Below are 24,845 nucleotides of genomic sequence, written 5' to 3'. Positions count from 1 at the left end.
GGGGCCCGCTTACTGCGGGCCCTTAGCCGCGGCGGGGTTCCTCGCCCGCGCTGTCGCGGGAGAACCAGGAGCGGCTCGCCTGGAAGCCGTTGACCGCGACGATGCCCGCCCAGCAGGTGACCAGGCCGGTGAGTCCGGCGTTGGCCACGGCTATCGCGGTGAGCGGGATCGCCAGTACGAGGGAGGCCACCGCCAGGCCCAGCCGGGCGCCGAGCCCGTCCGGGTAGGTGTGCGGCGTCTGCTGCTGCACTCCGGTGCTGTTGCCCCGTGCGACCACCATCTGCTGCTCCGCCATCTGGCGGCGCACCCGTTTGTCGACCACGTTGTCGAGGCGCTGCTCCACCTTCTCCAGGAAGGAGTCGAGCAGCTCGTCCTCGTACTCGGGGCCCAGTTCCCGGCGCGTCTGCAGCGTCGCGTCGAGTTCCTTCTTCAGCTCATGGTCGGGTGCGCTCATACCGTCACAGTACGGTCGCCGCTGGGGGCGGGGCAGTGGTGCTAGCACCACTTCTGGCCGCCCATCGGCCGTGCTTGCCGGGACGGCCCCGTCTGCATACTGTTATGCAGGGGAGGAGCGGGCTGAATGAGAGGTACGGGATGAGCAGCGCGAGCACGCGGTTGCTGAAGCTTTTCGAGGGGCACCGGCTGACACCGACCCAGCGTCGCATCGCGCACTGCATGGTCCGCAGGGCAGGTGACGCGCCGTTCCTCTCCAGCGTCGAGCTCGCCGAGCTGGCCGGGGTCAGCCAGCCCTCGGTGACGCGATTCGCGGTGGCGCTCGGCTTCGACGGCTATCCGGCGCTCCGCCGCCATCTGCGGGAGAGCGAGCCGCCCGAGGGCGCCGAGCCGGCGGCGGAGGGCGAGGGGCCCGGCGGGCTGAACGAGTACCAGCAGGCCGTGCACGCCGAGATCGAGAACCTGCGGCACCTGGCCACCCTGCTGGACGACCCGGCGCCCGTCGAGCGCGCCGGAGCGCTGCTGGCGGCCTCGCGCCCGCTGCCCGTGCTCGGGCTGCGGGCCGCTGCCGCACAGGCGAGCGGTTTCGCGTACTTCGCCGCCAAGGTCCACCCCGATGTGCGGCTGCTCACCGAGGGCGGCTCCATGCTCCAGGACCGTATCGACGGGTGTGTACGGGCCGGCGCCGGAGCTTTGATGTGCTTCGCGCTGCCCCGGCACCCGCGCGAGACGGTCGAGGCGCTGGACAGGGCGCGGGAGGCGGGACTGTCGATCGTCACCGTCGCCGACAGCGCCTTCGCGCCGGTCGCCCACCCCGGCGACCTGCTGCTGCCCGCCGCCGTCGGCACGGGCCTCGCCTTCGACACCGCCTGCGCCCCCATGCTGCTGGGACGGGTGCTGCTGGAGGCGATGTGCGACGGGCTGCCGGACGCACAGGCGCGGCTGGAGGAGTTCGACGCGCGGGCGAGCGAGCGCGGCCTGTTCGCGGAGTGACGCGGCCGCGCGCCGAGCCCTCAGCCGCTGCGGGAGGTCCCGGGGGCGCTTCGGGGGCGGGTCGCTCGCTGCAGCGGGCCGGCCGTGAAATCCGGGTGCCGGCCGCGGCGTTGTGCGCGTACCGTGCGCGGCCGTAGGCCATGCGACCCCTTGGAGACCCTGATTGGACGACTCCCGCCTTCCGGCCCCCGCGCACCCCGCAGCCGACCACCACCTCATCAGGACCTGGGTGACGGGCTGGGCCCTCTCCCGGAGCACACCCGCACCGGTTGAGCGCCCGTGGGGGCTCTACATGGAGATCGGCGAGAAGCTTCTGGTGGGGCGGCACGTGCTGCTGCACGCCGACGCGGCGACGGTACGCGAGGCCGCAGCCGCGGTGACCGTACCGGAGACCTGGCTGATGGTCTTCGCCGAGCCCGACCAGGTCGCCTCCTGGCTGCCGCCGGACTGGGAGGTGGACCACGCGGAGACCGGCCACCTGATGGCCGCCGACCTGCGGACGAGTGGACCCGTACCGCCCGACGGCTACACCCGTACGGTCGAGACCCGGGACCGCGTCACCTACGTACAGGTGCACGACGCGACAGGCGAGCCGGCGGCCTGCGGACAGACGGCCGTGCTCGGTGACGCCGCCGTCATGGACCGGATCCACACCGAAGAGGCGCACCGCCGCCGCGGTCTGGGCCGCCTGGTGATGCGCACCCTCGCCGACAGCGCGGTGGCCGCAGGGGCCACTCTCGGCCTCCTCGGCGCCACCCCGCAGGGGCGGGCGCTCTACGAGACGCTGGAGTGGAGAGCGCACACGATCCTGACCGAGTGCGTCTACCGGCCGTAGGCCGGATCGCGGCCCAGGAAGGCCAGCAGCCGGTCGCCGGGCGGCGCGTCCGGAGCGCTGGGCAGCCGCGGTGCGAACAGCGGATGCCGCGCCCCCTCGTGCGGCACCAACTGCCGGGCCACGGGCAGCAGCCGGGCTGCCAGTGGTGCGGGGATGGGGCGGTCGGGAGGGCCGGTGGCCCGCCCGATGTCCCATCCGTGCACCGCGATCTCGACGGCGCCCGTCAGCGCGAGAGCCGTCGCTGTCAGCGGCGCGTCGGCCACCACGACCCGTCCCGGCCCGGCGGCGGTCCACGCACCCAGCAGCCGTGCGGCCCGCAGCCGGAAGGCCGCCGCCGGGTCCGGGGCCCGCGCGGCGGCTCTCGGCGCGGGGGCCGCCGGGTGCAGGGCGACGGTGCCCTCCGTGACGCCCTCGTGCAGCGCCGCCAGCGAGTCGTCCACGTGGACCATCAGCCTGCCCAGGTCCCACTTCGCGCACGGCGTCGGCCGGTGCAGCAGTGCGGGGGTCACGGGCTGGGCGGTGCCCAGTGCGTAGCCCACCGCGTGCCGCAGCAGCTCCACCGCCCGCGCGGTGCTGTCCTCCGCGCTCCCGCCCTCCCGCACGCCCCCGTCCTCCTCGCGGAACACGGGGCTAGGAGGTCGAGCTGTCGTCGGTGGCCTCGAAGAGCTGGACGTAGTTGCCGTCCGGGTCCTCCACGGTGCCCAGCAGGACGTGCGGGTCCGCCGCCTCCACCGGGCGGACCCAGCGCGGGTTGAGCTGCTCGGTCAGCCGCCGGGCCATGCCGTGGATGTCGGTCACCTCGAAGTTGACCAGGATCCTGCCCGGTTCGACGGATTTGCGGCCCACGTCGTCCCTGCTCTCGAAGATGACGTAGGTGCCGCCCAGTTCCAGCCCCAGCATGGGGTCCTGTGTGTCGCCCGGTGCCGCGTGAGGCGCGAACGCGGTGCGGTACCACTCCCACAGCCTCTTCGGGTCCGTGCTGCCCAGTACGATGCCGCCCACCCGGGGGCCGCTCGATCCCGTCATGACGTCTACCTCCCGCAACCGTCGGACGCCGGGCGCGCTGCTCCGGCGCTTGTAGGAGATGGACCGGGCCGGGCCGGAAAACTCATCGGCGGGCGCCGCGGGTCCGGGCCGCCGTCCCCCGAGTGGACGCAAGGCCGTCCCTCCCGAAGAGGGAAATCCAAGAGCACCGGTTCATATCCGGCTGCGATACCGTCTTTCGCGGGACTCTTCCGGACGGCTGAGCCAGTGCGATCCCCTCTGCCCACGGGGTCATCGTCAGCCCCGCACAGAAACCAGGACCGCGCGTGGACAGATTCGCCGCCTTTCAGCAAGCGCTGCGCACAGCGCCGCCGCACGCTCTCGCCCAGATCGCCATCGCGGAGCTGCGGGAGGGCTACGGCGCCGATCTCGTCGAGCTCCGCATGGTCGACTACGGGGTGAAGTCGCTGCAGTTGGTCGACGGCTACGCGGCCAAGACAGAGCCGGTGTCCGTCCACGACAGTCCGCAGGGGCGCGCGTTCGGCTCCCAGGAGCCGTTCGTGACCCAGCAGCCGGGCGGCGGCGTCGTCGTCCATCTGCCGATCACCGTGCGCGGCGACCGGCTGGGCACGCTCTCGGTCGGCCTTCCTGCCTCGACCGACGCGAACGGCATGCTGCCGGCGCTGCGAAAGCTGTGCGAGATGCTGGGCCACGAGATCCTGGTCGCCGAGCGCGACACGGACCTGTTCGTGCTGGCCCGCCGCGCCTCCCGGCTGACGCTGGCGGCCGAGATGCAGTGGCAGCTGCTGCCGGGACGTTCCTGTGTGCGCGAGGAGTTCGAGGTCGGGGCGCATCTGGAGCCCGCGTACTCGATCCACGGCGACAGCTTCGACTGGGAGGCCTCCGAGCGGTTCTTGACCCTCTCCGTCACCAACGGCATGGGTGAGGGGATAGAGGCCGCGCTGCTGACCGGTCTCGCCGCCAACGCGCTGCGCAACGCACGCCGTGCCGGGCTGGACCTCGCGGGCCAGGCGACCCTCGCCGACCAGGCGGTCTTCGCGCAGTACCAGGGCTCGGCGTACGTCTCCGTGCTGCTGCTGCGGATCGAGCTGACCACCGGTCGGGTGGAGGCCGTGGACGCGGGCTCACCGAAGGTGTGGCGGGTGCGCGGCCGGACCGTGGAGGAGCTCTCCTTCGACCACCAGCTGCCGCTGGGCATGTTCGAGGACACCGTCTACACGGAGGAGCACTTCACCGTCCGGCCGGGCGACCGCCTGCTGATCGGCAGCGACGGCGTGTACAGCACCCCGGGCCGGGGCGGCGAGACCTACGGCGAGCGCGCTTTGAAGCGCTCGCTGCCGGGGCACCGGCTGCTTCCCGCCGGCCAGGTCCCCGTCGCGGTCCTGCGCGAACTGGCCGCCTACCGGGACGAGGCGCCGCTCCACGACGACGCACTGGTGATGTGTGTCGACTGGCACGGCCGCCCGGGGACCCCGGTCTGACCGCCTGCTGTGCGGCGTCGGGCCGACCGGTTGCCGGTGGCGGCTTGCGGCTCCCGGCCCCGGGGCCTCCCGGAGGGGTGGGTCTTGTCCCCACCTCAGGGCTGGACCGCGGCCGCCAGCTCCTCGAACTCCGCGTCCGTCAGTTCGATCCGGGCCGCCTGGGCGTTCTCCTCCAGATGCGTCAGCCGTGAGGTGCCCGGGATCGGCAGCATCACCGGGGAGCGGCGCAGCAGCCAGGCGAGGGCCAGCTGGGAGGGGGTGGCGCCGTGCTGGTGCGCCGCGGTCTCCAGTGGGCCGCCTGGGCGGGCCAGTTCACCGGTCGCGATGGGGAACCATGGGATGAAGGCGACGTCCTCCTGCTCGGCGTACTCCAGTACCGACTCCGCGCTGCGGTCGGAGAGGTTGTAGAGGTTCTGCACGGAGACCACGTCCACCAGCTTCCTGGCCTCCTCCAGCTGCGCCACCGACACCTCGGACAGTCCGATGAACCGGATCTTGCCCTCCTGCTGCAGCAGCGACAGTTCGCCGAGCTGGTCGGCGACCGGGACCTTCTCGTCGATGCGGTGCAGCTGATAGAGGTCGATGCGCTCCAGGCCCAAGTGGCGAAGGCTCAGTTCGCACTGCTGCCGCAGATACTCCGGCCGGCCCACCGGCCGCCAGTCGTCCGGGCCGGGCCGGGTCAGTCCGCCTTTGGTGGCGACGACCAGGTCGTCCGGGTACGGGTGCAGGGCCTCGTGGATGAGGCGTTCGCTGACGAACGGGCCGTAGGAGTCGGCCGTGTCGATGAAGTTCACGCCCAGTTCGACGGCGCGCCGCAGCACCCGTACGGCCTCGTCCGGGTCCTTGGGCTCGCCCCAGACGCCGGGGCCGGTCAGCTGCATGGCACCGTAACCGAGCCGGTTGACGGGCAGCCGGCCGCCGAGTGCGAAGGTGCCGGCGGCGCCGACGGGCCGGCCGGCGTGTACTGCCGGGGCTGCTGAGGAGTCGGGCACGAGTCGTTCCCTTCTTCGGTGACACCTGACTGTGTGCGGATCCGGTCAGCCGAGCATTTTGATGATCTCGGCGGCCACCGGCCCCGCCGAGGCCGGGTTCTGGCCGGTGACCAGGTTGCGGTCGACGACCACGTGCGGAGCCCACGGCTCGCCCGCGTCGAAGTGTGCTCCGGCCTCGACCAGCCGGTCCTGGAGCAGCCACTTGGCCTTGTTCGCCAGCCCCGTCTGCTGTTCCTCGGCGTTGGTGAAGCCGGTCATCCGGTAGCCGTACACCGCGCTGGCGCCCTCCTGGGTGTGGGCGGCCAGCAGTGCGGCGGGGCCGTGGCAGACGACACCCAGCGGCCTGCCCGAGGCGAGGGTCCGCACCAGCAGTGTGCCGGAGTCCGAGTCGGTGGCCAGGTCCTCCATGGGGCCGTGTCCGCCGGGGTAGAAGACCGCGTCGAAGCCGGCCGGGCCGCCGCCGCTGTCGATCCGTACGTCCTCGATGCTCAGCGGCTGGCCCAGCTCGGTGAAGGATTCCAGACCGGCGGCCACCCGGTCGGCGCCTGCCTGTCCGCCGTTCGCGTCAGCGCTGAGGCTGGCCTGGTCGACGCTGGGGACGACGCCGCCGGGGGTGGCGACCACGACCTGGTGGCCGGCGGTCTTGAACGCCTCGTAGGGCGCCACGGCCTCGTCGGCCCAGAAGCCGGTGGGGTGCTGGGTGCCGTCGGCGAGTGTCCAGTGGCGGGCGCCGGTCAGCACGAAAAGGATCTGCGACATGTGGTTCTCCGGGGGCTGCGGGGAGGGCTACTCGACGACGGTAGGCCGCGCCGGGCCGTCACGGCGGCAGACGTCACCGGGCGAGCCCGCCTCGTCCCCTGGGCGCCGCAGCCCGTGGGTGCCCGGCGGCCGCGCAGACCCCGTTGACTAGCTCTATTCAGTGCGTAAGGTTAGTGAATAGATTCGATACGCGGGCACCGGCATACGCGTACGACCGAGTCGAGGAGGCAGGCCCAGATGACCAGCACCGCAGGACCGCGCCCGGTCAGGGCAGCGCGTGGGAGCGAGCTGAGCGCGCTCGGATGGCAGCAGGAGGCCGCACTGCGGATGCTGCACAACAACCTCGACCCCGAGGTCGCCGAGCACCCCGACAAGCTCGTCGTCTACGGCGGCACCGGAAAGGCCGCGCGCGACTGGGCGTCGTTCGACGCGATGGTGCGCACCCTGCGCACACTGCGCGGCGACGAGACGATGCTCGTCCAGTCCGGCCGCCCCGTCGGGGTGATGACCACCCACGAGTGGGCACCGCGCGTGCTGATCGCCAACTCCAACCTGGTCGGCGACTGGGCCAACTGGGAGGAGTTCCGCCGCCTGGAGCAGCTGGGCCTGACCATGTACGGCCAGATGACCGCCGGTTCGTGGATCTACATCGGCACCCAGGGCATCCTCCAGGGCACCTACGAGACCTTCGCGGCGGTCGCGGCGAAGAAGTTCGGCGGCTCCCTGGCCGGAACCATCACCCTGACCGCCGGGCTCGGCGGGATGGGCGGTGCCCAGCCGCTCGCCGTCACCATGAACGACGGCGTCGCCATCGTCGTCGAATGCGACCCCTCCCGCATCGCACGCCGTATCGAACACGGCTATCTCGACGTGCGTGCCGAGAGCACCGCCGAGGCGCTGCGGCTCGCCGTCGAGGCCCGGGACGCGCGCCGCCCCCTCTCGATCGGACTGCTCGGCAACGCCGCCGAGGTACTGCCGCAACTGCTCGCCGACGGCGCCCCCATCGACATCGTCACCGACCAGACCTCGGCCCACGACCCGCTCTCCTACCTGCCCGTCGGCGTCGACTTCGCCGACATGGCCGCGTACGCCGCCGAGAAGCCCGCCGACTTCACCCGGCGCGCACGCGAGTCGATGGCCGCGCACGTCGAGGCGATGGTCGGCTTCCAGGACGCCGGCGCCGAGGTCTTCGACTACGGCAACTCCATCCGCGGCGAGGCACAGCTCGCCGGCTTTGCACGCGCCTTCGACTTCCCCGGCTTCGTCCCGGCCTACATCCGCCCGCTGTTCTGCGAGGGCAAGGGCCCCTTCCGCTGGGCGGCGCTGTCCGGGGACCCCGCCGACATCGCCGCCACCGACCGGGCCCTGCTGGACCTGTTCCCCGAGAACGCCTCGCTCGCGCGCTGGCTGAAGCTCGCCGGTGAACGCGTCCACTACCAGGGGCTGCCGGCACGCATCTGCTGGCTCGGCTACGGGGAGCGGGCCGCGGCCGGTGAGCGGTTCAACGAGATGGTGGCGGCAGGCGAGCTCTCCGCCCCGCTGGTGCTCGGGCGCGACCACCTCGACTGCGGTTCCGTCGCCTCGCCGTACCGCGAGACCGAGGCCATGCGCGACGGCTCCGACGCCATCGCCGACTGGCCCATGCTCAACGCCATGCTCAACGTCGCCTCCGGCGCCTCCTGGGTCTCCCTCCACCACGGCGGAGGGGTCGGCATGGGCCGCTCCCTGCACGCCGGTCAGGTGACGGTGGCCGACGGCACCGCGCTCGCGGGCGAGAAGCTGCGGCGGGTCCTCACCAACGACCCCGGCACGGGAGTGATCCGCCACGTCGATGCGGGGTACCCCGAGGCGGAGGCCGTCGCGGACAACCGCGGAGTCCGGATTCCCATGCGGGAGGGAGAGCAGCGTGGCTGAGGGCGCCCCCGGCTCGTCCTTCCACGCCATGTGGAAAGAGCTCCTCCCCCTGGGAAAGGCCCCCGGCGGCGGCTACCGCCGCTTCGCCTGGTCGGGGCCCGACCTGGAGTGCCGGGCGTGGTTCCGGCAGCAGGCGGAGGCCAGAGGGCTGGCGTACGAGGTCGACGGGAACGGCAACCAATGGGCGTGGGCCGGCGACAGCGGCGGCCAGGACGCGCTGGTGACCGGCTCGCACCTCGACTCGGTCCCGGACGGCGGCGCCTTCGACGGGCCGCTCGGGGTCATCTCGGCGCTCGCCGCGTACGACGAACTGCGAGCCCGGGGCACGGACTTCGCCCGCCCCTTCGCCATCGTCAACTTCGCCGACGAGGAGGGAGCACGGTTCGGACTGTCCTGTGTGGGCTCCCGCCTGCTGACCGGCGCCCTCACCCGGGAGGGTGCCCACGCGCTGCGGGACGCCGACGGGGTGACGCTCCCGCAGGCCATGGAGGCCGCCGGCCAGGACCCGCAGACGCTGGGCCCCGACGCCGAGCGCCTCGCCCGGATCGGCGCGTTCGTGGAGCTGCACATCGAGCAGGGCCGCGCACTGGCCGAGACGCGGCACCCGGTCGCCGTCGCCTCGGCGATCTGGCCGCACGGTCGCTGGCGGTTCGACTTCCGGGGCGAGGCCAACCACGCGGGCACCACCCGGCTGGAGGACCGCCGGGACCCGATGCTCACCTACGCCAACACCGTGCTGGCCGCCCGCAAGAAGGCGCGGCTGGCGGGAGCGCTGGCCACCTTCGGCAAGGTGGCCGTGGAGCCGAACGGGGTGAATGCCGTTCCGTCCCTGGTCAGCGGATGGCTCGACTCGCGGGCTCCGGATCAGGAGACGCTGGCGGGCGTCGTCGCCGAAATCGAACGCGCGGCCGGGGAGCGCGGCGGGCGCGACGGTGTGGCCGTCGAGGTCACCCGGGAGTCGGAGACACCCCTGGTCGAGTTCGACCACGTCCTGCGCGACCGGCTGGTCGCGCTGCTGGGTGGCGAGGTGCCGGTGCTGCCCACCGGCGCGGGACACGACGCGGGTATTTTGTCCGCTTCGGTGCCCACGGCCATGCTGTACGTCCGCAACCCGACCGGTGTCTCGCACTCGCCCGCCGAGTTCGCCGAGGAAGACGACTGTGCGGCGGGCGTCGGCGCGCTCGCCGACGTACTGGAAGGTCTGCTGCGAAGGTGAGCCGGTGTGACGACGAGGACTAGGACGAACCCCAACGCGACGGGCCCCGACCCCGGTGGCGCGCCGGCCGAGAAAGTCTACTGGTGCGAGCACGCCTGGCTCAACGGCACCGTCGAACCGGACGTCGTGCTGGAGGTGACCGCGCAGGGCCGGCTCGGCGCCATCCGCACCGGTGTGCAGGCACCGCCGCCCGGCGCGGTCACCCTGCACGGGCTGACGCTGCCCGGACTGGCCAACGCCCACTCGCACGCCTTCCACCGCGCACTGCGTGGCACCGTCCAGGTCGGCTCGGGCACCTTCTGGACGTGGCGCGAGACCATGTACCAGACGGCGTCGCTGCTCACCCCGGACAGCTACTACGCGCTGGCGCGCGCGGTGTACGCCGAGATGGCACTGGCCGGGATCACCTGCGTGGGCGAGTTCCACTATCTGCACCACGCGCCGGGCGGCGCACGCTACGACGACCCCAACGCCATGAGCCACGCGCTGGTCGCCGCCGCCGCGGACGCGGGCATCCGCATCACCCTGCTGGACACCGCCTACCTCGCCTCCGGCATCGGCCGCAAGGGCCGCGGTGAGCCACCCACCCGGCAGCAGCTGCGCTTCAGCGACGGCAGCGCCCAGGAGTGGGCCGAACGCCTGGGTGACTTCGAGCCGGACGGCGACCACGCACGGGTCGGCGCCGCAGTGCACTCCGTACGGGCCGTGCCCGCACGGGAGTTGCACACCGTCGCCGAGTGGGCCGAACAGCGGGGCGCGCCGCTGCACGTCCACCTGTCCGAGCAGACGGCCGAGAACGAGGCGTGCCACAGCGTCCACGGCCTGACGCCGACCGCGCTGCTGGCCGAGCACGGCGTACTCGGCCCCCGGACCACCGCTGTGCACGCCACCCATCTGACGACGGACGACATCCGTACCGTGGGCCGCACCGGAACGGGTGTGTGCATGTGCCCGACCACCGAACGCGACCTCGCCGACGGCATCGGCCCGGCACCGGCCCTCGACCGCGCCGGGGCCGGGCTGTCGCTGGGCAGCGACAGCCACGCCGTCATCGACCTGTTCGAGGAAGCCCGTGCCCTCGAACTGAACGAGCGCCTCGCCAGCCGGACGCGGGGCCACTGGACCGCCGGACAGCTGCTGCGGGCCGCCACCGAGGGCGGCCACGCCGCGCTCGGCTGGCCCGAGGCGAGTCGACTGGAGACGGGGGCCCTGGCGGACTTCGTCACCGTCGCGCTGGACTCGGTGCGCACGGCCGGCCCGATGGCACGGCTCGGTGCCGAGACGGCCGTTTTCGCCGCGACGGCTGCCGACGTCCGCCACACGGTGGTGGGCGGTCGGCACGTGGTGCGGGACGGCTCCCACGCCCGCGTCGACTCCGTCCCCAAGGCCCTCACGGAGGCCATCGCAGCGCTCCGCCCCTGACCGCGGTCGAAAGGCCCCGCCCGCCACGAAGGACGCCCGATCCGTAGGACGCCCGACCCGAAGGACGACCGACCCATGCCCGAAGCCCCCACCACCTGCTCCATCACCAACATCGCCGCCCTCGTCACCAACGACCCCGCCCAGGGCGACGGAAGCCCGCTCGGCATCATCGAGGACGCCGCACTCGTCATCGAGGGCGACACGGTGGCGTGGGTCGGCCCCACCCACCGGGCACCGGCGGCCGACCAGACGCACGACGCGGGCGGCAAGGCAGCCGTCCCGGGTTTCGTCGACAGCCACTCCCACCTCCTGTACGCGGGCGACCGCACCCAGGAGTTCAACGCCCGGATGTCCGGACGCGCCTATACGGCGGGCGGCATCCGCACCACGGTGCGGGCGACCCGCGAGGCCACCGACGAGGCCCTGGCGGCGACGCTGGCCGCCCATCTGCGCGAGATGCGGGCGCAGGGCACCACCACCGTCGAGACCAAGTCGGGCTACGGCCTCAGCCCCGAGCACGAGGCCCGTGCGCTGCGGATGGCCGCGCGGACGCCGGGGATGGAAGAGGTCACCTACCTCGGTGCACACATCGTGCCGCCCGAGTACGCGGCCGACCCCGACGCGTACACCGCGCTGGTGGCCGGCGACATGCTCGACGCGTGCGCGCCGTACGCCCGCTGGGTGGATGTCTTCTGCGAGCAGGGCGCCTTCGACGAGGACCAGTCCCGCACCATCCTCACGGCGGGCAAGGCCAAGGGCCTCATCCCCCGCGTCCACGCCAACCAGCTCACTCACGGTCCCGGTGTCCAGCTGGCGGTGGAGGTCGGAGCGGCTTCGGCCGACCACTGCACACATCTGACCGACGCGGATGTCGAGGCACTGGCGGGCAGCTCGACAGTGGCGACGCTGCTGCCCGGCTGCGAGTTCTCCACCCGCGCCGTCTACCCGGACGCCCGCCGCCTCCTGGAGGCAGGCGCCACGGTCGCCCTGTCGACCGACTGCAACCCCGGTTCCTCGTACACCTCCTCGATGCCGTTCTGCATCGCCATCGCCGTACGGGAGATGAACATGACGCCCGACCAGGCCCTGTGGTCCGCGACGGCGGGCGGCGCCCAGGCGCTGCGCCGTACGGATGTCGGCCGGCTGACCCCCGGCTGCCGGGCCGACATCGCGCTGCTGGACGCCCCCTCCCACGTCCACCTCTCCTACCGTCCGGGCGTCCCGCTGGTCGCGGAGGTCTGGCAGGCGGGCGTGCGCGGGTGAAGGGTGCCGGGCGGACGCCGACCGGCTAACCGGGGTCGGCGGGCAGGTCGAAGGCGGCCCGCAGGAGCCGCTCCCCGACCGGGTTCATGTCCGGCCCCTTGGCGTCGGTCGAGTTGAGGGAGTAGACCACGGTGCGGGACAGGTCGCGGGTACCGGCGATCACGGTGTTGTAGCCGGGCCGGGCCCCGGTCTTGAGCCACACCACGCCCTGTCCCGTGTCGTACCGCTGGAGCCCGGCGCTCATGGTGGCGCCCTCGATGTCGGGCACCGTGAACATCTCGCGCTCCAGCAGCGGCTGGGGCACGATCTCCCCCTTGAACAGGGCGAAGAGCAGCCGCTCCAGGTCGGCGGTGGTGGAGATCATGTCGCCCGCCGCCCAGCGGTCCGACATGTTCCACTCGGTCGCGTCCACCACCCGGCCGTCCGCGAGTTTCTGGTAGCCGCGGTTGTGCGGGCCGTGGATGCGCGGATCGGGGCCGCCGGGGAAGGACGTGTGCCGCATGCCGGCCGGGCGCAGCACATGGAGCCATGCCTGGTGCTCGTAGCTGTCGTGGGTGACCTTCTCGACGATCATGCCGAGGACGGTGTAGTCGATGTTGGCGTACCGCTGCTTCTTCCCCGGGCCCTCCCCCCTTCCCTGGTACGGGCCCTTGGCCACCGACGAGGCCACGACCTGTTCGGGCGTGAGGGTCTTGAAGCGGTTCTCGTACCCCTCCCCGTCCACCGGGCCGAGACCCTCGCCGGGCTTGAGACCGCTGGTGAAGGTGAGCAACTGCCGTACGGTGACGGGGTCGAACTCGTCCGTCAGCAGTCCCGGCAGATAGTGCTGCACGGTTCCGTCGAGGTCGATGTCCCCCCTGGACGCGAGCTTCAGCACCAGGGCCGAGGTCACCACCTTGGTGGTGGAACCAGCCCGGAACCGGGCGTGCTCCAGCGCCTTCCGGCCGGTGCGCAGATCCCGTACCCCGGCGCTGCCGTGCCAACTCCCCTTTCCGCCCACCCGCGCGAGTGCCGCGGTGGTGTCCTTGTCGGGCAGCCCCCGCAGCGCCTGGTCCAGCAGCGCCTCATCGGGGCCTTCCGGGTGCTGCCGTGCCACCAGCGCCTGCCCGCCGGGCGCCTGCGCGAGGGCGGGCACCGCGCCCACCGATCCGACCAGTCCACCGGCCACGAGGGCCGCCACCAGGGTGTTCCGTATGCGCACCTGCACCACTCACTCCGCGAGTCGGGATCCGAACCGATGGCGATCATCCTTCCGCCGCCCGGGGAGGTGTGGATCACCGTCGGGGACGACCCCGACCCTGCCGCCGCCCCGACGGGCGGTCCCCCGGGGCCAGGGCGGTGCTGGGGGAACGTCCCTAGGGGGTGCCGAGATCGTGGTCGGCACGCAGGGCGCCGGTGCGGAAGTCCTGTGGGGGGACGCCGTAGGCCGTGCGGAAGGCGCGGGTGAAATCGGCGGCGCGGGTGAAACCCCAGGTGGCGGCGATGGTCTGAATGGTGCGGTGGGCCAGTTTCGGGTCGGCCAGATCGCGACGGGCGCGGTTGAGGCGCTGGCGGCGGACCCAGGAGCTGACGGTGCAGCCCTGGCTGCGGAAGAGCCGGTGCAGACTGCGGGTGGAGATGTGGTGGGCGGCGGCAATGGTGTCGGGGCGCAGCTCGGGGTCGCCCAGATGTGCCCACACGAAGCTTTGGACCCGGGCGAACAGGGCGCGGTGGTGGTCGGCCGCCGCGCGGGGGCCGGGTGCCGTCGCCGGGGGCTGCTGCCGGCGGATGCGACGGACGGGCGCGCTCCGCGAGGCGGGCCGGGCCTGAGCGTTGGGCAGGGTGTGCGAGGTGAGCACGGTGTCGTCCCCCGATCGGTCACAAGCTGTTCTGACGAGTTGGACGATAGGAAGCCGCGGGCCGCGGCGAATCCCGTGCAGGTGCCAACTCCTGGGTCGAACCAGGGGTTGAGGCGGCCTCGGTGTCAGCCCGAGGCGGTAGTCGGTGGGTGGTTGTAGAGTCGCAACTGTTGTAGCCGCATAAACAAATGGGGGGCGGTCTTGCCCGATGTCGAACTGACGCCGCGCCGTCGGCTGCTGGTGCTGGCGATCTGCTGCATGTCGCTGCTGATCGTCAGCCTCGACACGACGGCCCTCAATGTGGCGCTGCCCGACATCCGCGCCGACCTGGGCGCTTCGGTGTCGGGTCTGCAGTGGGTCATCGACGCCTACACGCTGGTGCTGGCGGCGCTGCTGATGCTCTCGGGGTCCACCGCCGACCGGCTGGGGCGGCGGCGCGTCTTCCGGTGGGGGCTGGCGCTGTTCGTCGCGGGGTCGCTGCTGTGCAGCCTGGCGCCGGGGCTGGGTTGGCTGGTGGCCGCACGTGCCCTGCAGGCGGTGGGCGGTTCGATGCTCAATCCCGTCGCGATGTCGATCATCACCAACACGTTCACCGAGCCCCGTGAGCGCGCCCGCGCGATAGGCGTGTGGGGCGGTGTCGTCGGTATCAGCATGGCGGCCGGCCCCATCCTCGGCGGGCTGCTGGTCGAGGTGAGCGGCTGGCGGGCGATCTTCTGGGTGAATGTGCCGGTCGGTCTGGCGGCGCTGGTGCTGACGACGCTGTTCGTACCCGAGTCCCGCGCGCCCAGGGCCCGCCGGACGGACCCGGTGGGCCAGCTGCTGATGATCGTCCTGCTCGGTGCCCTCACCTGGGGCATCATCGAGAGCCCGCACCGCGGGTTCGCCTCGCCGCTGGTGCTCGGCTGCCTGACCGTCGCGCTCGTCTCCGTGGTCGGGTTCCTGGTCTACGAGTCGCGCCGGGCCGAGCCCCTCATCGACCCGCGCTTCTTCCGCAGCGTGCCCTTCGCGGGTGCGACGGCAACGGCGGTGTGCGCCTTCGCCGCGCTGGGTGGCTTCCTGTTCGTGACCTCGCTCTACCTCCAGGAGGTACGCGGGATGAGTGCCCTGCGGGCTGGGCTGTGCATGCTGCCGATGGCCTTGATGACGCTGGTCTGCGCGCCGCTGTCCGGCCGCCTGGTGGGTTCGCGCGGCCCCCGGCTGCCGCTGCTGGCCGCGGGGGCGGGGATGACGGCGGCGGGTGCGCTGCTGGCGCTCACCGCGTCGGCCGACCTGTCCTTGGGGGTGCTCTTCTGCGGCTATGTGCTCTTCGGTGTCGGCTTCGGGCTGGTCAACGCGCCCATCACCAACACCGCCGTCTCGGGTATGCCCCGCGCTCAGGCGGGCGTCGCCGCCGCCGTCGCCTCCACCAGCCGGCAGGTGGGCTCCTCGCTGGGCGTGGCCGTCATCGGAGCCGTCATGGCGGCGGGCGGCCTCGGTGCGGGCGGGGTGGTCGGCCTCCACGACGCCGCCGGGTTCCAGGACGCGGAGCGCACAGCGTGGTGGATCGTCTCCGGGTGCGGTCTGGCCGTGCTGGCCCTCGGCGCCCTCACCACCGGCCGCTGGGCCCGGGCGACGGCGCGGCGTGCGGCCCATCTGCTCGACGAGGGCGACGGGACGACCCGGCAGCAGGCCCAGCAGGCCACCGAGCGTACGAACAGCGGGGCGGCGGGATGACCGGGGAGGACGGCGTGAGCGGCGGGTCCGGTGCGAGTGGCGGGAGCGGCACGACCGGCGGGGCGGGGGAGACCGGCGCGGGCGAGGAGGCAGCGGTCCGGGTCTGGCGCGATATGCGGGCCCTCGTCCTGGAGGCGGCCGACATCCGCGGCCGGGTCACCCGAGCGCTCGGTATGAGCTTCTTCCGCGCCAAGGCGCTCCGGCACGTGGCCGAGGAGGGGCCGCTGACGCTCGGCGCGCTGGCGGCGGCGCTGTTCGCCGACGCCCCCTACACCACGCTGGCCGTCGAGCATCTGGTCCGGCGCGGTCTGGTGACGCGCGAGCCCAATCCGGCCGACCGCCGCTCCAAGCTGGTCGAGGTCACCGAGGCGGGGGCCCGGGCGGCGGCCGAGATGGCGCGGATCACCGACACCCCGCCACCGGCGCTCCGCGAGCTGGCGCCCGGGGATCTGACGGCGCTCGAACGGATACTGGCAGGCGCGCTGCGCGACCGCTCGGCGGACTGAACATGCCGAGGGCCCGGCCGGACGCTCATGGTCCGGCCGGGCCCTCAGCACGCGGAGAAGCCGCACCACATCGGGCGGCCCCCGCGTCACTCCTCGATCATCAGCCCCTTGCGGAGCTTGCCCAGGGTGCGGGAGAGGAGGCGGGAGACGTGCATCTGCGAGATGCCGAGCTCCTCACCGATCTCCGACTGGGTCATGTTCGCCACGAAGCGCAGGGAGAGGATTCTGCGGTCCCGGGCGGGGAGTTCGGCGATCAGCGGCTTCAACGACTCGACGTACTCGATGCCTTCGAGTCCGTGGTCCTCGTAGCCGATGCGGTCGGCCAGCGCGCCCTCGGTGTCGTCCTCCTCGGGCTGCGCGTCCAGCGAACTGGCGGTGTAGGCGTTGCTCGCCGCCATGCCCTCGATGACTTCCTCGGCGGAGATGTTGAGCCGGCGGGCCAACTCCTCGGCCGTCGGCGCCCGGTCCAGCTTCTGGGCGAGTTCGTCGCCCGCCTTGGCCAGGTCGAGCCGCAGCTCCTGGAGGCGTCGGGGTACCCGCACCGACCAGGACGTGTCGCGGAAGAAACGCTTGATCTCGCCGACGATGGTCGGCATCGCGAAAGTGGGGAACTCGACGCCGCGGCCCAGCTCGAAGCGGTCGATCGCCTTGATCAGGCCGATGGTGCCGACCTGGACGATGTCCTCCATGGGCTCGCTGCGCGAGCGGAACCGGGAGGCCGCGAACTTGACCAGCGCGAGGTTGAGTTCGACCAGGGTGTTGCGTACGTACGCGTACTCGTGAGTGCCCTCTTCGAGGTTCTCCAACCGCTCGAACAGCGTCTTGGACAGGGCCCGCGCGTCCAGCGGACCGACCTCGTCATAGGGTGGGATCTCAGGGAGCTGGAGTTGGTCGAAGAGGTCGGCTTCCACCGCCTCCGCGATCTGATCGGCGCTCGCCGGATCGGTGTCGGCGCTCGCCGGGTCGGTGAGAGTTTCGGGGACCAGGGACTGGGAATCCGGCAGCCGGTCCGTGCTGTGCTGCTCCGGAACGGCGGGAAAGGTCGCGACCTGCGTATGCGCGGGGTCGGATATCCCGTTGTCGAGCCGGGGTGACATGGCTGTCCTCCATGGTTTTCTCGGCATATGGCTGCCGAAGCCGTGCGGTGCACTACGGGGTGCGGCGCCTCCAGGGCCGACGTCGGTTCGGTATCCCTACTAGACCTACCTGCTTCTGCACAGCGAGGGCAAGCTCCTTATGTCCATCTGTGACCAATCTGTCCAATGTTCGGCTACCGGTGGGGCTGCCGAAGGCGTAGGGTTGCGAACCGCTCGACGGGGGAAGCAGTGAAGGCCCTCACGCGAAACAGAAGGGGTGTGCATGGACCGCGGAATGCCCGGCAGCACGAGCCAGGGCCGGCTGACGGTCGAGGTACGGCACGAGGGGATCAGTGCCGTGGTGACCCCCGAGGGTGAGCTCGATCACCACACCGCCGAGCTGTTGCGCGAGCCGCTGGAGCGGAGCGTCGAGGAGGGCTACAGCCGCCTCGTCGTGGACTGCTCGCGGCTCGAGTTCTGCGACTCGACGGGGTTGAACGTGCTGCTCGGCGCCCGCCTGAAGGCGGAGGAGGCCGGTGGCGGCGTCCATCTGGCCGGGATGCTTCCGGTGGTGGCGCGTGTCTTCGAGATCACCGGCGCGAGCGCGGTCTTCACCGTGCACGACGATCTCGCGGCGGCGCTGGGGCAACCCTCGGGCACGGAACAGCGCCCCGAAGCGTAATCAGGGCGTTGCACGCATCACACAGGTCCGGCTGAATCCGTAAGTGTTCTCACGGTGCGTCCGGGCAGGAGTCCAACGAATCTGTCAGACATTCGTGTGCGGCGCGTCAAGGTCCCGCGGGGCGCGGGACGGCGCGGAACGGCGAAATGTAACCGGTGATCGGTGAGGTGAACCACTGATGAGCACCACCCGGCCGCAACCGGCGGGCGACCGCGGTCCGGAGCCGGAGGGCACTCCGGCGACCGCGGCCCCGGGGTTCGCCGCGGCCGAGGGTGCTGACGCACATGTGCGTGCCGGTGCGGACACGGGGCGTGAGCCGACCCTCGGGATCTCGGATTCCGAAGGTGCTCAAGGAGGTGCCGATCCCTCCGGGAGCGCTTCCACGCCCACACCCGAACCCGAAGGGGGGAGCGGCGCCATGGGGACCGCTGCGGAGAGTGCGGCCTCGGCCGCCGCGGGGGCCACCCGCCAGGCAGGGCAGCCGATGCGGCAGGTCCGCAGGCTGCGGCTGGTCGGTGCCAGCGGCGCCGTGCCGCGCGCCCGGGACTTCACCCGCCGCGCCCTCCAGGACTGGGGCTGGCTGCCGGCGGCCACGGCCGATCAGCGCGCGGCGGCGGAGGACGTCCTGCTCGTCGTCTCGGAGCTGGTCACCAACGCGTGCCTGCACGCCAACGGCCCCGAGGAGTTGCGGGTCGGCGCCAACGCGAAGGTGCTGCGCCTGGAGATCGTCGACCTGGGCAGCGGCTCGCCGTCCCCCCGGACCCCGCACCGCGCCGGGCGCCCCGGTGGGCACGGGATGTTCATCGTCCAGCGGCTGTGCCTGGACTGGGGCGTTGTGCGCAACCCCGACGGACCGGGCAAGACGGTGTGGGCGGAGCTCGCGGCCCCGCACTGACCGCACCGGCCGACGCCGCTCTTTCGGGCCCGCACCGATGCGCTCGGGGCGGTGCGCGTTCGCTTCGACTCGGGATGCGGGGGCTCTTCCCTCTGTAAGGGGCTGGGGCTACTGTCGGCGCAAATCTGATGTGTCGTCAGTAACTTGCGAGTCCGGATGAAGGGGGAACCCCCGTGTCCCACAGCAAGAAACGCCACACCCGCAACGCCGCAGCCACGGCGGTGGCAACAGCCCTCGCCGGATCGGCCGTCCTGCTGTCGGCGCCCGCGGCGAGCGCCACCACGGTCGACGTCGACTACCAGTGCAAGACCCCCATCGGCGACAAGAGTGCCGTCTCGCCGATCGACATCAAGTCCACCAAGAGCGGCAGCGGTTACAAGCTGACCATGTCCTTCGAGAAGGGCGTCTCCTCCAGCCCCGTCGAACTCGGCAAGGGCGCGATGAAGCCCAGCGCCAAGATCAAGCTCGGCGGTGCCGAGACCGGCGACGTGCCGGTGAGCGGCCCCGGCAACGACAAGGCCATCCCGGCCAACACTCCGATCAAGATTCCGGACCTGACCGGTACCTACACACCGAAGAAGTCCGGCAAGGTCACCTTCACCGCCAGCACCCTCACCATCAAGGCGCTGGGTACCACCACCACCTGCAACCCGAAGAACAACCCCAAGCCCTCCCTCACCCTCGATGTGACGGCGGCCGGCGGCTCGGGCGGCGGCGACACCTCGGGCGGCGGTGACTCCTCGGGTGGCGCGGCGAGCGGCGGGGGCGACGCGTCCGGCGGCGCGGCGAGCGGCGGGACCACGCCCAGCGGGGGTGAACTGCCCAAGACCGGTCCCGCCGACTCCGCGGTCGCCCTCGGCACCCTCGGTGGCACCGTGCTGCTGGCCGGAATCGGCGGAACACTGTGGGTGACGCGGCGCAGGGCCGCGGTACGGCACTAGCCCGTGGTGGGCCGTAGGCCGCCCCGCCACGGCGCCCGCACCGCGCCGGCCCCCCGTACCCCCGCACCGCGTCCGGGCCGCACCCGGGGGGCGCTGGTCTGTGTGCTCGTCGCGCTCTGTGTGTCGACGGCGGGCAGCCCGGCTCGGGCGGCACCGCTCAGGGACGATCCCACATGGTCGGCCGCGCCGGCTCCGCCCGCGGGCACCCCGGGCCCGGACGCGCGCTCGTACTTCTACCTGGAGGGTGAGCCCGGCACCGTGCTCCGGGACTCCGTCGCGCTCACCAACCCCGGTGACGAGTCCCGTACCTTCCGGCTGCGCGGCGCCGACGCCTACAACGAGCGCGGTGGCGGGTTCGCGGTACGGGAGGAGGGCCGCAGCCGGGGGCCGGGCAAGTGGATCGCCACCGCCGAGGACACGGTCGAGGTGCCGCCGCGCACCCGGGCCGAGGTGCCGTTGAGCGTGACCCTCCCGGACAGTGCCGTACCCGGCGACCATCCCGCCGCGCTCGTCGTCGACGACGGCGAACGGAAGGTGGGGGTCAGGATGTATCTGCGGGTGAGCGGGCCGACCCTGGCCGCGCTGAGCATCGAGAACGTCTCCGTCGAGGAGCGGGACGACGGCTCCGCGGCGATCGGCTACACCCTGGTCAACCGCGGCAACACCACGCTGCGGCCCCGGCTCGCCGTCGACGCCGACGGGCTGTTCGGCTCGCTGATCCGGCAACCCGCCCGCGCCCTGCCCGTCGAACTGCTCCCCGGCCGGAGCGTCACCCGCCATGAGCGATGGCCCAAGCCGCCCTCGGTCGACGTGGCGCACGTCCGCCTCACGGTGACGGCGGAAGCAGGGGCCCGCGCCACGGCCACCACCACGTACCCGGCCGTGCCGGTCGGATGGCTCGTCGGCGTACTCCTCGTCCTCGCCGGGGGAGCGGTCGGCTGGTACGCCCGCCGCAGACGTGCAGGGGGCCGGGCGGACCGGACCCCCTCGCCCCCGGCCCCGCCGGAACGGCACGAACGAAGGCCTCGACCCCAGCCTGCGGCGCCAACCACGGGAGCGGCGAAGTGAGGACGAACATCCGGCGGACCGTAGGCCTGTTGGGCGCCCTGGTGGGCTGCCTCCTCTCGCTGACCGTACCGGTGGACACGCCCGCGGGTGCCGCGACGAAGCAGCAGCCGAAGGTCACCCTGTCGCGGAGCGAGGCGGGGGCGGGCGCGACCGTCACGGTCCGGGGCACCGGATGGCGTCCCGAGACCCTGCTCACCCTGCTGGTGTGCGGCCAGAACGCGATCGGCGGGACGAACGCCTGCGCCAACGCCGAGGGGCGGGCCGTCACCACGGACGGCGAGGGCCGCTTCCGCAAGAAGATCCCCGTCGCGGAGCCGCCGAAGCCGTGCCCCTGCGTCGTGCGGGCCACCACGGTGACCGGCGACCACGCGGCGGCGAACGCGAAGCTCCGGGTCGCGGGCCACCCGGTGGAGCCGCTGCCCGCCAAGCGGGCCGGCGGGCGGCTCAGCGTGCTGGCGGCCCGGCTGGAGGGCGACAGCGGGCTGCTCAACTGGTTCGGCGCCCCCGAGCAGCGCAAGCTGGTGCTGACGGTCGGCAATCTGGGCGCCGACCGCGCCCGGGACCCGGTCTTCGAGGTCGGCACCTCGCACGGCGTCCTCGCCCCCGAGTGGGAGCGTCAGCAGTGGCGCGGCACCATCGACCCGGGCGAGAAGGCGCGGGTCGAGCTGACCGTCGAGCTGGCCTCCGGCGCCCACGGCGAGTACACGGTCGCGGCCAAGCTCGGCAAGCGCGTACTGACGGAGCAGCCCTGGGACGTCGGCCGACCGTGGGGAGTGACCCTCTTCTGGGTGCTGCTGTGCGTGGTGGTCCCGCTGGCCGCGTTCCGGCTGGGCATGGCGCTGGTGGCGCGGGTGGCGCCGTTCTCGCAGCGCTCCGCGCGTACGGGCTCCCCCGGCGAGGGCCCGACCTCCGGCACCCTCCCCTGGTTCGCCCCCGACACGGCGAGGGCGGCCCTTTCGGACGACTCAGCTCCCGCTTCCCGTCGAGGGGGCACTTCCCCTGCCACCGCTGGGGATACGCCCGCCCGGACGGAGCCCGGGGGAGGCGGGGGCGACGAGGACGGCGAGGGTCCGGGGGCCTCCCGGCCCCAGGCCGGGGGAGGAGCGGCGACCCGCTGAGCGGATCGCCGCTCCCCGGACCCTCGCGTCGCTGGCTTCTCGTCGTCGCGGAGGGAGAACTCCCCGGCGACGAGGGGCAAGGGGCGAAGGGCTACTTCGCCTCGGACATGGTCGAGGCGATCTGCCGCCGGTACATGTAGATCGCGAAGCCCGCCAGCACGGAGAGGGTGGCTTCCGTGGCCACCACACCGGTGGTGCTCAGATCGGCGCCGCCGATCGACAGCAGGCCGGTGATGCTGTCGCCCGCCGTCACGGCGAGGAACCAGACACCCATCAGCTGGCTCGCGTACTTGGCGGGGGCCAGCTTGGTGGTCACCGACAGGCCCACCGGCGAGAGGCACAGCTCCGCGACGGTGTGCAGCAGGAAGATCAGGACCAGCCACATCGGGGTCACCTTCGCCCCGTCGGCGGCCATGCCCATCGGGACGACGAAGACGAAGAACGACAGGCCCATCACGACCAGCGAGAAGGCGAACTTCACGGTGGTCGACGGCTCCTTGCCGCGCCGGTTGAGCGCCAGCCACAGCGCCGCGAAGACCGGGGCGAGCAGCATGATGAACAGCGGGTTGATCGACTGGAACCAGGTCGAGGGGAAGTGCCAGCCCAGTATCTGGGTGGTGGTCTTGGCGTCACCGAACGCCTGCACGGTCGAGGCGCCCTGGTCGTAGATCATCCAGAAGATCGCCGCGGCGGCGAAGAACCAGATGTACCCGGTCATCCGGCCCTGCTCCGCCCGGGTGAGGTCCTTGTCGCGCTTGATCCGCACCAGCATGCCCAGCGGGATGAGCAGACCAAGGACGGTGAGCGGGATCATCGCCCAGTTGAGGGTGAAGGTGCCGGTGGCGACCACGACGCCGTAGAAGATCACCGCGACGACCAGCCACAGCAGCGCCTTGCGCAGCACGCCCGCCTTCTCCTGTGCCGACAGCGGCGAGGGGACCTGGCTGCTCTTGGGGTCCAGGTGGCGCGAGCCGATGAGGAACTGGATCAGGCCCAGGCCCATGCCGACGGCCGCCATCCCGAAGCCCAGGTGCCAGTTGACCGTCTGGCCGACGGTACCGATGGCGAACGGGGCGAAGAACGAACCCGCGTTGATGCCCATGTAGAAGACGGTGAAACCGCCGTCGCGCCGCGGGTCGTCGGGGCCGTTGTACAGGTCGCCGACCATCTTGGAGATGTTGGCCTTCAGCAGACCGGAGCCGGTGGCCACCAGGGCCAGGCCGGCGAAGAACGTCGGCTCACCCGGCATCGCCAGGGTCAGATGGCCGAGCATGATGATGCCCGCGCCGACGGTGACCGTCTTGCGGGGTCCCCACAGCCGGTCGCCGAACCAGCCGCCCGGCATGGTCAGCAGATAGACCATGGCGTTGTAGACGGAGTAGATCGCCGTCGCCGTGGCCAGGTCCATGGCGAGCCCGCCACCCTGGTGCCCGGCGCCGCCTTCACCCGCGTCGGGCCCGCCGGCCACGAGGTAGACGACGAGGAGTGCGCGGAGGCCGTAGAAGCTGAAGCGCTCCCACATCTCCGTCATGAAGAGCGTGGCCAGACCTCGTGGGTGGCCGAAGAAGGTCTTGCCGCCGGTGTTGCCGGGGGCGTCCTTCGTCAGGCTGGGCGCCATATCGGTGTTCCTTGCCATTGCGCTGCGGGTGCCGCGCTGCCCAGCGGCGATGCTCGCAGCGGGACCCGTACACGGAAAAGGACCCCCGGCCGATGGTGCTGTGGCGCCAGGAGTCCTCGACGTTCACTACATAAGTGCATTCACCATAGGTCACCGTGTACCGCACCAGGGAAGAGGTTGCGAGATACATCACAGGTGAATCGCGCAACCTGCCCGCGTATTCGTTGGTGTCGTGTCCATCTCACCTCATGATCGACAGTGTTCGGGGGAGAGCGCACCAGGTCACCACTGGCGCTCTGCCACGCGGACTACCATCGGTCCATGACCCGTGTACTGCTCGCCGAGGATGACGCGTCGATCTCGGAGCCCCTGGCCCGCGCCCTGCGCCGGGAGGGATACGAGGTCGAGGTGCGCGAGGACGGCCCCACCGCGCTCGACGCCGGGCTGCGCGAGGGCATCGACCTGGTCGTGCTCGACCTGGGGCTGCCCGGTATGGACGGCCTGGAGGTGTGCCGCCGGCTGCGCAACGAGGGCCACGCCTTCCCGGTCCTCGTCCTGACCGCACGCGCCGACGAGGTGGACACCGTCGTCGGCCTCGACGCGGGCGCCGACGACTACGTCACCAAGCCCTTCCGGCTCGCCGAGCTGCTCGCCCGCGTCCGCGCGCTGCTGCGCCGCGGTACGCCCGCCGAGCCGGCCCAGCCCCCCGCCACCCACGGCGTGCGGATCGACGTCGAGTCGCACCGCGCCTGGATGGGCGAGGAGGAGCTGCAGCTGACCGCCAAGGAGTTCGACCTGCTGCGGGTGCTGGTGCGGGACGCGGGCCGGGTCGTCACCCGGGACCAGCTGATGCGCGAGGTGTGGGACACCACCTGGTGGTCGTCGACCAAGACGCTGGACATGCACATCTCGTGGCTGCGCAAGAAGCTCGGCGACGACGCGGCCAACCCGCGCTACATCGCCACCGTGCGCGGCGTCGGGTTCCGCTTCGAGAAGAGCTAGGGCCGTCGGCGGAGAGTCGTACGTTTGGGGTGCGCCCCCTGCAACAGCTAGGAAA

The 24,845-nt window shown here is 72.2% G+C and carries 23 protein-coding genes and 1 pseudogene; 15 read left to right on the top strand and 9 right to left on the bottom strand.

Annotated elements, in window-relative coordinates:
* Positions 1–22: 22 nt before the first annotated feature.
* A complete protein-coding gene (locus JW613_RS14850; protein WP_209211290.1) occupies positions 23–454 on the bottom strand; it encodes a hypothetical protein in 432 nt (143 codons plus the stop codon).
* A 140-nt stretch (positions 455–594) separates the two neighbouring features.
* On the opposite strand from JW613_RS14850, the gene JW613_RS14845 reads away from it, so the two are divergent.
* Together JW613_RS14845 and JW613_RS14840 are read left to right on the top strand one after the other, a co-directional pair.
* Entirely contained in the window at positions 595–1,446 is an 852-nt protein-coding gene (locus tag JW613_RS14845) for a MurR/RpiR family transcriptional regulator (protein WP_209211289.1), read from the top strand.
* Positions 1,447–1,609: 163 nt separating this feature from the next.
* Positions 1,610–2,281 carry a GNAT family N-acetyltransferase gene (locus tag JW613_RS14840; RefSeq protein WP_245225696.1) on the top strand — a complete coding sequence of 224 codons (672 nt, stop codon included), beginning with the start codon at positions 1,610–1,612 and terminating at the stop codon, positions 2,279–2,281.
* Here JW613_RS14840 and JW613_RS14835 read toward each other — a convergent pair.
* A complete protein-coding gene (locus JW613_RS14835; protein WP_307865906.1) occupies positions 2,269–2,907 on the bottom strand; it encodes a TIGR03086 family metal-binding protein in 639 nt (212 codons plus the stop codon). The two genes, JW613_RS14840 and JW613_RS14835, sit on opposite strands and share 13 nt — an antisense overlap.
* Before the next feature lie 4 nt (positions 2,908–2,911).
* On the bottom strand, positions 2,912–3,307 hold the full coding sequence (locus JW613_RS14830) for a VOC family protein (RefSeq protein WP_209211288.1): 396 nt from the start codon (positions 3,305–3,307) through the stop codon (positions 2,912–2,914).
* A gap of 284 nt (positions 3,308–3,591) precedes the next feature.
* Here JW613_RS14830 and JW613_RS14825 point away from each other — a divergent pair, with 284 nt between their 5' ends.
* The gene (locus JW613_RS14825) at positions 3,592–4,767 is read left to right on the top strand and encodes a PP2C family protein-serine/threonine phosphatase (RefSeq protein WP_209211287.1); all 1,176 of its coding nucleotides are present in this window, start codon (positions 3,592–3,594) and stop codon (positions 4,765–4,767) included.
* Between the two features lie 95 nt (positions 4,768–4,862).
* Here the strand turns inward: JW613_RS14825 and JW613_RS14820 are convergent, their stop codons facing one another.
* Together JW613_RS14820 and JW613_RS14815 are read right to left on the bottom strand one after the other, a co-directional pair.
* Complete coding sequence (locus JW613_RS14820) at positions 4,863–5,759, bottom strand: aldo/keto reductase (protein ID WP_209211286.1); 897 nt, start codon at positions 5,757–5,759, stop codon at positions 4,863–4,865.
* Between the two features lie 45 nt (positions 5,760–5,804).
* The gene (locus tag JW613_RS14815; RefSeq protein WP_209211285.1) at positions 5,805–6,518 is read right to left on the bottom strand and encodes a type 1 glutamine amidotransferase domain-containing protein; all 714 of its coding nucleotides are present in this window, start codon (positions 6,516–6,518) and stop codon (positions 5,805–5,807) included.
* 237 nt (positions 6,519–6,755) lie between these two features.
* Here JW613_RS14815 and hutU point away from each other — a divergent pair, with 237 nt between their 5' ends.
* The 4 genes from hutU (at position 6,756) to hutI (ending at position 12,333) form a co-directional block, all read left to right on the top strand.
* Entirely contained in the window at positions 6,756–8,432 is a 1,677-nt protein-coding gene (gene hutU, locus JW613_RS14810) for a urocanate hydratase (protein WP_209211284.1), read from the top strand.
* A gap of 28 nt (positions 8,433–8,460) precedes the next feature.
* Positions 8,461–9,648 carry an allantoate amidohydrolase gene (locus tag JW613_RS14805; RefSeq protein ID WP_209211491.1) on the top strand — a complete coding sequence of 396 codons (1,188 nt, stop codon included), beginning with the start codon at positions 8,461–8,463 and terminating at the stop codon, positions 9,646–9,648.
* A 6-nt stretch (positions 9,649–9,654) separates the two neighbouring features.
* A complete protein-coding gene (locus JW613_RS14800; protein ID WP_209211283.1) occupies positions 9,655–11,070 on the top strand; it encodes a formimidoylglutamate deiminase in 1,416 nt (471 codons plus the stop codon).
* 75 nt (positions 11,071–11,145) lie between these two features.
* Positions 11,146–12,333 carry an imidazolonepropionase gene (hutI, locus tag JW613_RS14795; protein ID WP_209211282.1) on the top strand — a complete coding sequence of 396 codons (1,188 nt, stop codon included), beginning with the start codon at positions 11,146–11,148 and terminating at the stop codon, positions 12,331–12,333.
* A 25-nt stretch (positions 12,334–12,358) separates the two neighbouring features.
* Here hutI and JW613_RS14790 read toward each other — a convergent pair whose 3' ends face one another.
* Together JW613_RS14790 and JW613_RS35805 are read right to left on the bottom strand one after the other, a co-directional pair.
* Positions 12,359–13,540 carry a serine hydrolase domain-containing protein gene (locus JW613_RS14790; RefSeq protein WP_372447946.1) on the bottom strand — a complete coding sequence of 394 codons (1,182 nt, stop codon included), beginning with the start codon at positions 13,538–13,540 and terminating at the stop codon, positions 12,359–12,361.
* 148 nt (positions 13,541–13,688) lie between these two features.
* A pseudogene (locus tag JW613_RS35805) lies at positions 13,689–14,048 on the bottom strand (helix-turn-helix domain-containing protein); the annotation flags it as partial.
* A 381-nt stretch (positions 14,049–14,429) separates the two neighbouring features.
* Between JW613_RS35805 and JW613_RS14780 the strand changes: the two are divergent.
* Both JW613_RS14780 and JW613_RS14775 read left to right on the top strand, forming a co-directional pair.
* Positions 14,430–15,884, top strand: coding sequence for a DHA2 family efflux MFS transporter permease subunit (locus JW613_RS14780; protein ID WP_372447949.1), 1,455 nt, complete (start codon positions 14,430–14,432; stop codon positions 15,882–15,884).
* Between the two features lie 14 nt (positions 15,885–15,898).
* Positions 15,899–16,390: a MarR family transcriptional regulator gene (locus JW613_RS14775; protein ID WP_307865903.1), complete on the top strand. Its 492-nt coding sequence runs from the start codon at positions 15,899–15,901 to the stop codon at positions 16,388–16,390.
* A gap of 86 nt (positions 16,391–16,476) precedes the next feature.
* Here JW613_RS14775 and JW613_RS14770 read toward each other — a convergent pair whose 3' ends face one another.
* Positions 16,477–17,487, bottom strand: a complete 1,011-nt coding sequence (locus JW613_RS14770) for an RNA polymerase sigma factor SigF (protein WP_099881638.1) — start codon at positions 17,485–17,487, stop codon at positions 16,477–16,479.
* A gap of 262 nt (positions 17,488–17,749) precedes the next feature.
* Between JW613_RS14770 and JW613_RS14765 the strand changes: the two genes are divergently transcribed.
* From JW613_RS14765 to JW613_RS14745, 5 genes are all read left to right on the top strand, one after another.
* Positions 17,750–18,148, top strand: a complete 399-nt coding sequence (locus JW613_RS14765; protein ID WP_185017062.1) for an STAS domain-containing protein — start codon at positions 17,750–17,752, stop codon at positions 18,146–18,148.
* Positions 18,149–18,566: 418 nt separating this feature from the next.
* The gene (locus tag JW613_RS14760) at positions 18,567–19,043 is read left to right on the top strand and encodes an ATP-binding protein (RefSeq protein ID WP_099886549.1); all 477 of its coding nucleotides are present in this window, start codon (positions 18,567–18,569) and stop codon (positions 19,041–19,043) included.
* A 173-nt stretch (positions 19,044–19,216) separates the two neighbouring features.
* Positions 19,217–19,984 (top strand): LPXTG cell wall anchor domain-containing protein, encoded by a 768-nt coding sequence (locus tag JW613_RS14755; RefSeq protein WP_209211279.1) that lies wholly within the window; start codon positions 19,217–19,219, stop codon positions 19,982–19,984.
* 3 nt (positions 19,985–19,987) lie between these two features.
* Positions 19,988–21,052: a COG1470 family protein gene (locus JW613_RS14750; protein WP_307865902.1), complete on the top strand. Its 1,065-nt coding sequence runs from the start codon at positions 19,988–19,990 to the stop codon at positions 21,050–21,052.
* A complete protein-coding gene (locus tag JW613_RS14745; protein ID WP_209211513.1) occupies positions 21,049–22,170 on the top strand; it encodes a neocarzinostatin apoprotein domain-containing protein in 1,122 nt (373 codons plus the stop codon). Before JW613_RS14750 ends, JW613_RS14745 begins: the two co-directional genes overlap by 4 nt.
* A gap of 91 nt (positions 22,171–22,261) precedes the next feature.
* Here JW613_RS14745 and JW613_RS14740 read toward each other — a convergent pair whose 3' ends face one another.
* Complete coding sequence (locus tag JW613_RS14740) at positions 22,262–23,788, bottom strand: peptide MFS transporter (RefSeq protein ID WP_209211278.1); 1,527 nt, start codon at positions 23,786–23,788, stop codon at positions 22,262–22,264.
* Between the two features lie 321 nt (positions 23,789–24,109).
* On the opposite strand from JW613_RS14740, the gene JW613_RS14735 reads away from it, so the two are divergent.
* Complete coding sequence (locus JW613_RS14735) at positions 24,110–24,790, top strand: response regulator transcription factor (RefSeq protein WP_099881627.1); 681 nt, start codon at positions 24,110–24,112, stop codon at positions 24,788–24,790.
* The last annotated feature ends 55 nt before the right edge of the window (positions 24,791–24,845 follow it).

This window comes from Streptomyces smyrnaeus (assembly GCF_017676345.1).
Taxonomy (GTDB): domain Bacteria; phylum Actinomycetota; class Actinomycetes; order Streptomycetales; family Streptomycetaceae; genus Streptomyces; species Streptomyces smyrnaeus.
Note: the sequence above shows the minus strand (reverse complement) of the source record. Positions and strands in the feature narration are given on the sequence as shown.